This is a genomic window from Paenisporosarcina sp. P5_A11 (genome assembly GCF_056400705.1).
The window spans coordinates 1-7,036 of the sequence record NZ_JBFUKT010000170.1; the positions used below are offsets into that span (position 1 = coordinate 1).

Sequence of the window (7,036 nt, forward strand, 5' to 3'; positions counted from 1 at the left end):
CCCTTCAATTGGGTCTGCTTCTGCTGATCCTACGATTGTATAAGTTTCTTCTTCGCCATCTGGAACTTCAATAAAAGAAACTGTTTTTCCTAAAGATACGATATCGTTGTCTTGCCCATTTCCTTCGATAATGACCGCATTACGAATCATAGATTCTAAGGTTACAATACGCCCTTCAACGAATGCTTGGTCTTCTTTTGCAGAATCGTACTCAGAGTTCTCCGATAAGTCTCCGAAGCTTCTTGCAACTTTGATACGTTCCACTACTTCTTTACGTTTAACTGTTTTTAAAAAATCTAATTCGTCCGCTAACTTTTGCTTTCCAGCAACGGTCATTGGATATTGTTTTTCAGTTGCCAATTACTTTCACTCCTTCAACTACTTGCTAGCTAGCTCATAAAAATAATATGCCTTGTCGAGTCTGAATATGAGGCATATTATTTAGATAATATTGTCAGTCTTTACACATCATATTACACAATGATATCAGATTCAAGAATTGTTTTAATTTTTGTAACCATCAAATCTATCGCAACTTGGTTTTGTCCACCTTCAGGAATGATAATGTCTGCGTATCGTTTTGTTGGTTCAATAAACTGATTATGCATTGGTCGCACTACTGATAGGTATTGTTCGACTACTGATTCAATGGAACGGCCACGTTCATTGATGTCTCTCATAATGCGTCGAATAATACGCAAATCAGAATCTGTATCAACAAATAATTTGATATCCATTAATTCGCGCAAGCGCTCATCATCTAAAACCAAAATACCTTCTAATATAATAACATCTTGTGGTTCAATTACAATTTTTTCGGGCGAACGTGTATGAATTTCGTAATTATATACAGGTTTTTCAATTGCATGTCTGCTCAAAAGTTGATTTATATGTTCTATAAGTAGTTCGTTATCAAATGCATGAGGATGATCATAGTTCGTTGCGAGACGTTCCTCAAATTCCAAATGACTTTGATCTTTATAATAGTAATCCTGTTCGATTACTACAACTGATTTTTCTTTATATACGTCATAAATAGCCTTGGTAACACTCGTTTTCCCTGAACCAGAGCCACCAGCGATACCAATAACAATCGGGCGCTTAAATGTCATCGTACAAGCTCCTTTCTCATCATGTTATTTGGTCGTACTGGGATGTCGGATTTGAAACGGACAATTTGCAAAGGATGACGTGCTACATCCAAGTCGTTCCCCTTTTCATCCCATAAATTTGTAATGGTCATGCGGAAATTTTCAATACCAGGTCCAAAAAATTCTACTTCCTGACCTTTTGTAAAATAATTTCGTTGTTGAAGGGTTACCATTTTTGTTTCATAATCATAATCCATCACAAGACCGATAAAGTCAGTGGATGTTTTTCTACCATGGATGCCATACATCTGTTCTTCATATGAAGGTTCTCCTTCAAAGAAAGCGCTAGCTGCATCACGGTTTGCGCATTTTTCCAATTCTTCTAACCATTCGCGTTTGATTCGGAAGTTATCTGGATCTGCACAATATTCGTCAATTACTTTTCGGTATACGCTCACCACAGTAGCTACGTAATGAATCGATTTCATTCGCCCTTCGATTTTCAACGAGTCGATACCGAGTTCAATCATCCGAGGAATCGATTCAACTAATTTTAAGTCTTTCGGACTCATAGCAAATGGTGCGTCTCCATCTGCAAAAAGTGCATCTTGTTCTCCGTCTTTCACTTCATACAAATCGTAATCCCAACGACAAGATTGGCAACAGCCGCCTCGATTTGAGTCACGGGCAGTCATATGATTTGATAATGTGCAGCGGCCACTGTAGGCAATACACATAGCTCCATGAATGAAAGCTTCAATTTCAATATCAACTTTATCTTTCATTTCCTGAATTTCATCGCCACTCGTTTCACGAGCAAGGACGACACGGTGTAATCCTTCATCTTTCCAGTATTGCACTGCTTTCCAGTTCGATAATGATTGTTGTGTACTTAAATGAATTTCAAGTTTCGGTGCGTTACTACGACAGGTTTCGATAATTAATGGATCAGCCACAATAATGCCAGTCACACCAGCCGATTCAATATCCATTAAATATTCTGCTAAACCGTCCATATTTTCATTGTGGGCAAAAATATTGGTTGTCACATAAATTTTCGCATCATAATTGTTTGCAAATTCTACTGCTTCACGCATTTCTGCTATTGAGAAATTCCCTGCATTAGAACGCAATCCAAATTCACGTCCTCCGATAAAGACTGCGTCTGCACCATAATGAACGGCAATTTTAAGTTTCTCTAAGTCTCCTGCAGGAGCGAGGAGTTCTGGCTTTTTAACTATAACGCGTTTGCCATCAATAATTTTACTAATTCGGTCATATTGTAGCATTGCCATTTAAATTCTCCCTTCCTTAATACACGGTTTCTTTGAAGAAGAATCCGGTATCAAGTGGGCGAAGTTCCGGTTGCATTTCTTCAATCTCCGTTAATAAATCACTTTTTATCTCATCATATACTGCAGATGATTCCATATAAGCATCAATTGCTTGTCTATAAAGATTCGTTACTTTCGTCACATATGTAGCCTCTTGCAATACTCCATCTATTTTAAAGGAGTCAATCCCAGCATCAATTAGCTCGCCTAACTCGTCAATCATACACATATCATTTGGACTGAAAATATGTGTGCCATTTGCATCTTCAAAAATCGGGTATTTATTGTGGCGTTCTTTGTCGTGTAAAAACATGTTTTTCTGACTGGTACGATTCTCAATTTCCATTGCCTTATCTTGGTACAAAAAGTAATTGCCTATTAACGAACGTTTAGATTGAAACATACATGTCATTCCATGTACTTGTACTTCAATAGCAACTTCAGCGTTTTCTTTAATCTCTATTACTTCATCCATGCTTAATTCTCGAGCCAAAACGGCACGATTTGAACCGCGCTTACCCCAATAATTAGCAGTGAACCAATTTGTAGCCGTCATCTCTGTGTTCCAATGAAGCGGAATATCCAGGTTGGCTTCTCTTTTAACCATAACCACTGCTGGATCTCCAAAAGTAATTCCATCCACTTTGAAAGAAGCTAGTTTTTCCATATAGGGACTCAATAAATCGATATGATCGTTATGATAGAGGGCGTTCATTGCCACATATACTTTCTTGTTCGAAGCATGAGCAAGTTTAACTGATTTTTCAATATCAGCTATTGTAAATTCTCCTGCTAAACGTAATCCGAATTGTTGTTCCCCAACTAAAAAAGCATCTGCACCAGCCTCAATTAATTGTTCCATATGGGCCACAGAATGTGGTGTTACCAGTAATTCTGGTTTTTTCATGATTGTCACCTCTTTATACTAATCGTGATTCCATCACCAATTGGTAGGAATGTTGTTTCATATTCTTCATGGTTCATAAGCCACTGTGTAAACTGTTGCAGATTACGGACCATCGTTCGTTTTCTTCTTGGTACTTCTTTAATATCTATTTCTGTAAAACCATGCATGAGCATGTTATCACAATAAATAACACCACCGCTTGGAACGAGTGGTGAGAACTTGTCAAAAAAACGTTGATATTGTCCTTTTGCAGCATCAATAAATAAAGCATCATAGTGATTTAGCTTAAAATTATTCATATCAATTTCAAGTGCATCGCCATGAACTATTTGAATCCTGCCCGTCAATCCAGCTTGGTCCAAATAGGTTGAAGCCAGCTGAAAACGACTTTCATCTTTTTCAATGGTGGTTATAACAGCTTCAGGTAATGTTAATGCCATTCGTATCGCTGAATAACCAATCGCAGAACCAACTTCTAAAATAGATTTCGGTTGTTGCATTCGTAAAAATTGCAAAAGTGATTCAATCGCAACGAGTTCCATTATGGGAATGTGTTGCTCCTTAGCGAATTGTTCCATATTAGAAAGAAAATCTGACCTTTTCTTAATATAAGTAGTGATGTAGGGATGTGAAGTTGTCATGTCAATTTTTACTCCTTTTAATCCACAAAAATTACACCCAATCTTATCATAAAAAAAGAAGGAAAGCGATAGGCTTCCCTTCTGGATCTGACAATGCTGTTTGTTTAACGTAAATATTTTTCGATTTTCTCTAAATGTTCTTCATATTTTTTGGAGAAATGATTTTTGCCTTTTTTATCAGCCAAGAAGAATAAATAATCAGTGTCTGAAGCATTTAACACCGCATCGATGGATGCTGTTCCCGGATTTGAAATTGGACCTGGTGGTAGTCCTTGGATTTTGTATGTATTATACGGATGGTCAATTTCTAAGTCATCATACAGTACTCGATCCTTATGTTCACCTAGTGCATAAAGAACCGTTGGATCTGTTTGCAAAGGCATGTCCGCTTTCATTCGGTTATTAAAGACACTTGCGATAGTCTCTCGGTCTGTATCTGCAGTCGCTTCTTCTTCAAGTAATGATGCGAATGTCAGTAACCAATGGACTGATTTTTCTTTTTCTTCAAGTTTTTCCACATATGGTGTAATCGATTTAGATGTTGTTTTTAACATTTCATCAACAATAGATTCCAAAGTAGGATTTTCTTCATAATAAGAATAAGTTGCTGGGAATAAGTATCCTTCTAAGTCATGACGCAAACTTTTCCCTTTAATCTCATCAGTTAATAGATCAGGATATTTAACTATCATTTCATCGATAAATTCTTGGTTTGTTACAAGATCCATAAATTCTTTTGCACTATACGACGTTTTTTCTTCCACTCGTACCGAAATTTCTTCAAGAGTTCGTCCCTCAGGAATTGTCATGCTAAAGATTGGTTCTCGGTAGACTTTTCCGGTTTTTAAACTTTGCATTATCTCATCAAGTGTCATAGATTTAGCTAAATCATATTTACCAGCTTGGAAATCTGATTCATTATTAAACTTCGCATAATACTTGAAGACACGAGCATCTTTAATGATTCCATTTTTCTCAAGTAACGTTGCTATCGAATCGAGATTCGACCCAATTTCGACATTTACAGGAATGGTGTCTTCTGCATTTTTGTCGACTGGTTGCAATGCGCTTTTGACATATGTGTATCCGCTGTAGCCGGCAATTCCTCCAACTATTAATACAATTAGTACAATCACAAGGACGATACGTCTAACGATTTTAACCTCTTTTTTCTTTTCTTTCATTCGATTAAACATAATGTCTTTCTTTGATTCTTTTTCCATGGGTTACCCCCTTCTATCTGACATTTATTATACAAGATTTTTACAAAAAAGAAAAAGGCGGAATGATTTGTCATCATTCCGCCTTATTTTAGGTTAAGATTATTTTTCTTCTTCTTCTTCTTCTTCTTCTTCTAAGAATGTGTTTAACATTTCTTCGATCATTGCCCACTCTTCGTCAGACTCGATCGGCATAAGTTCACCGTCGTTACCGTCTTCAGATGGAGTAAAAGCAGAAGCATGAATTTCAATTTCTTCGTTTTCATCTTCTTCAGCACCTATTGGATAATAAAGTACATAAGATTTGCTGAATTCTTCTGATTCAAAAGTAAATAGTATCTCGCATAATTGTTCAGTACCGTTATCATCAACTACTGTAATGTTTTGTTGTCCGTGGTCCATGTTCGATCACCTCTTAATAGATTGACTATCTAAATAGCCTTGTAAAATCATCATTGCAGCCATTTTATCAATGACTTCTTTTCGTTTTTTTCGACTGACATCTGCACTAATGAGCATTTTTTCCGCAGCCGATGTAGTTAAACGTTCGTCCCAAAGAACAACTGGTTTGTCGAATGTTTGACGTAACAATTCCGCATAGCGTTCTGATGCTTCAGCACGCGGGCCAATCGAATTGTTCATGTTCTTTGGATATCCAACCACAAAAGACGATACTTCATGCAATTTCATTAGTTCAGCAATTCGTTCGATGCCAAATATTTCATTTGCCTCGTCAATTTTGATAGTCTCAATCCCTTGGGCTGTCCAACCGAAAGCATCACTAATTGCAACACCTACTGTTTTCGTCCCAACATCTAATCCCATTACTCTCATACACTATGCCTCGTTATTCTTCTTGATGTAAAACTTAACAAGTTCTTCCAGGATTTCATCCCGCTCAAGCTTTCGGATTAAATTTCTTGCATCCTGATGGCGAGGAATATATGCCGGATCACCCGAAAGTAAGTAACCGACTATTTGATTGATTGGGTTATACCCTTTCTCTTCAAGCGCCGAATGGACATGAAGCATGACTTGCTTTACTTCTTGTTCCATAGACTCTTCCGGAAAATTAAACTTCATCGTTTTATCAAATGAATTCATGATCAGCACCACGCTTTCGGAGTTAAATCTAATTGTCTTGTACAAGCATATTTATAATACTTGTTAAGTATAACCGATTTCAACTATTAATTAAACGGATTCGACATAATCATACACAGAATGTAACGCAGCTTCAAGTTTCGACGAATCTTTTGCACCAGCCATAGCCATATCTGGACGACCGCCGCCTTTACCATCACATTGTTCAGCAACATGTTTTACAATATTTCCTGCATGATATTTTCCACCACTTAAGTCATTTGTTACACCAGCAATCAACATGACTTTTTCGCCTTCAGATGAACCTAATACTATGACAGATTCAGTCATCTTAGATTTCAAGTCGTCCATCATTTGACGAAGTTGGTTATTATCTTTTACTTGTACGCGTGCTGCCAAAACGGTTACACCATCAATTTGTTGTGCCTGTTCTAAAATAGAAGAAGCTTGGCTATTAGCAATTTTTGCTGATAGTGATTCGTTTTCACGCTGAACTTGACGAAGTTCTTGTTGCAATCCTTGAACGCGAGCAACCAATTCTTTTGGATTAGCTTTTAAAGTTGCTGAAGCCTCTTCTAATACACCTTCTACTTCTTTAACAAGTTGATAAGCAGCTTTACCAGTTACTGCTTCAATTCGACGAGTTCCAGCACCAATCCCGCTTTCACTTACGAGTTTAAAGAATCCAATTTGTGAAGTATTCGTTACGTGACACCCTCCACAAAGTTCAAGTGAATAC

10 protein-coding genes are annotated in these 7,036 nt (G+C 37.2%); all 10 read right to left on the reverse strand.

Features of this window, described 5'->3' with window-relative positions:
- On the reverse strand, positions 1-360 hold a 360-nt coding region (gene greA / locus AC1DOS_RS16505), incomplete at its 3' end, for a transcription elongation factor GreA (RefSeq protein WP_477538381.1).
- Positions 361-473: 113 nt separating this feature from the next.
- Positions 474-1,112, reverse strand: coding sequence for a uridine kinase (gene udk / locus AC1DOS_RS16510; RefSeq protein ID WP_477538382.1), 639 nt, complete (start codon positions 1,110-1,112; stop codon positions 474-476).
- Positions 1,109-2,386 (reverse strand): peptidase U32 family protein, encoded by a 1,278-nt coding sequence (locus tag AC1DOS_RS16515; protein WP_477538383.1) that lies wholly within the window; start codon positions 2,384-2,386, stop codon positions 1,109-1,111. The genes udk and AC1DOS_RS16515 overlap by 4 nt, the downstream gene beginning before the upstream one ends.
- Before the next feature lie 16 nt (positions 2,387-2,402).
- Complete coding sequence (locus AC1DOS_RS16520; RefSeq protein ID WP_477538384.1) at positions 2,403-3,332, reverse strand: peptidase U32 family protein; 930 nt, start codon at positions 3,330-3,332, stop codon at positions 2,403-2,405.
- 5 nt (positions 3,333-3,337) lie between these two features.
- Complete coding sequence (locus AC1DOS_RS16525) at positions 3,338-3,973, reverse strand: O-methyltransferase (RefSeq protein WP_477538385.1); 636 nt, start codon at positions 3,971-3,973, stop codon at positions 3,338-3,340.
- 104 nt (positions 3,974-4,077) lie between these two features.
- Positions 4,078-5,196 (reverse strand): endolytic transglycosylase MltG, encoded by a 1,119-nt coding sequence (mltG, locus tag AC1DOS_RS16530; protein WP_108586381.1) that lies wholly within the window; start codon positions 5,194-5,196, stop codon positions 4,078-4,080.
- A gap of 99 nt (positions 5,197-5,295) precedes the next feature.
- Positions 5,296-5,595, reverse strand: a complete 300-nt coding sequence (locus tag AC1DOS_RS16535; protein ID WP_108586382.1) for a DUF1292 domain-containing protein — start codon at positions 5,593-5,595, stop codon at positions 5,296-5,298.
- Between the two features lie 6 nt (positions 5,596-5,601).
- The gene (gene ruvX, locus AC1DOS_RS16540; protein WP_108586383.1) at positions 5,602-6,027 is read right to left on the reverse strand and encodes a Holliday junction resolvase RuvX; all 426 of its coding nucleotides are present in this window, start codon (positions 6,025-6,027) and stop codon (positions 5,602-5,604) included.
- A gap of 3 nt (positions 6,028-6,030) precedes the next feature.
- On the reverse strand, positions 6,031-6,297 hold the full coding sequence (locus AC1DOS_RS16545; RefSeq protein ID WP_108586384.1) for an IreB family regulatory phosphoprotein: 267 nt from the start codon (positions 6,295-6,297) through the stop codon (positions 6,031-6,033).
- Positions 6,298-6,387: 90 nt separating this feature from the next.
- Positions 6,388-7,036: DHHA1 domain-containing protein (locus tag AC1DOS_RS16550; protein ID WP_477538386.1), on the reverse strand; the 649-nt coding region annotated here is incomplete at its 5' end.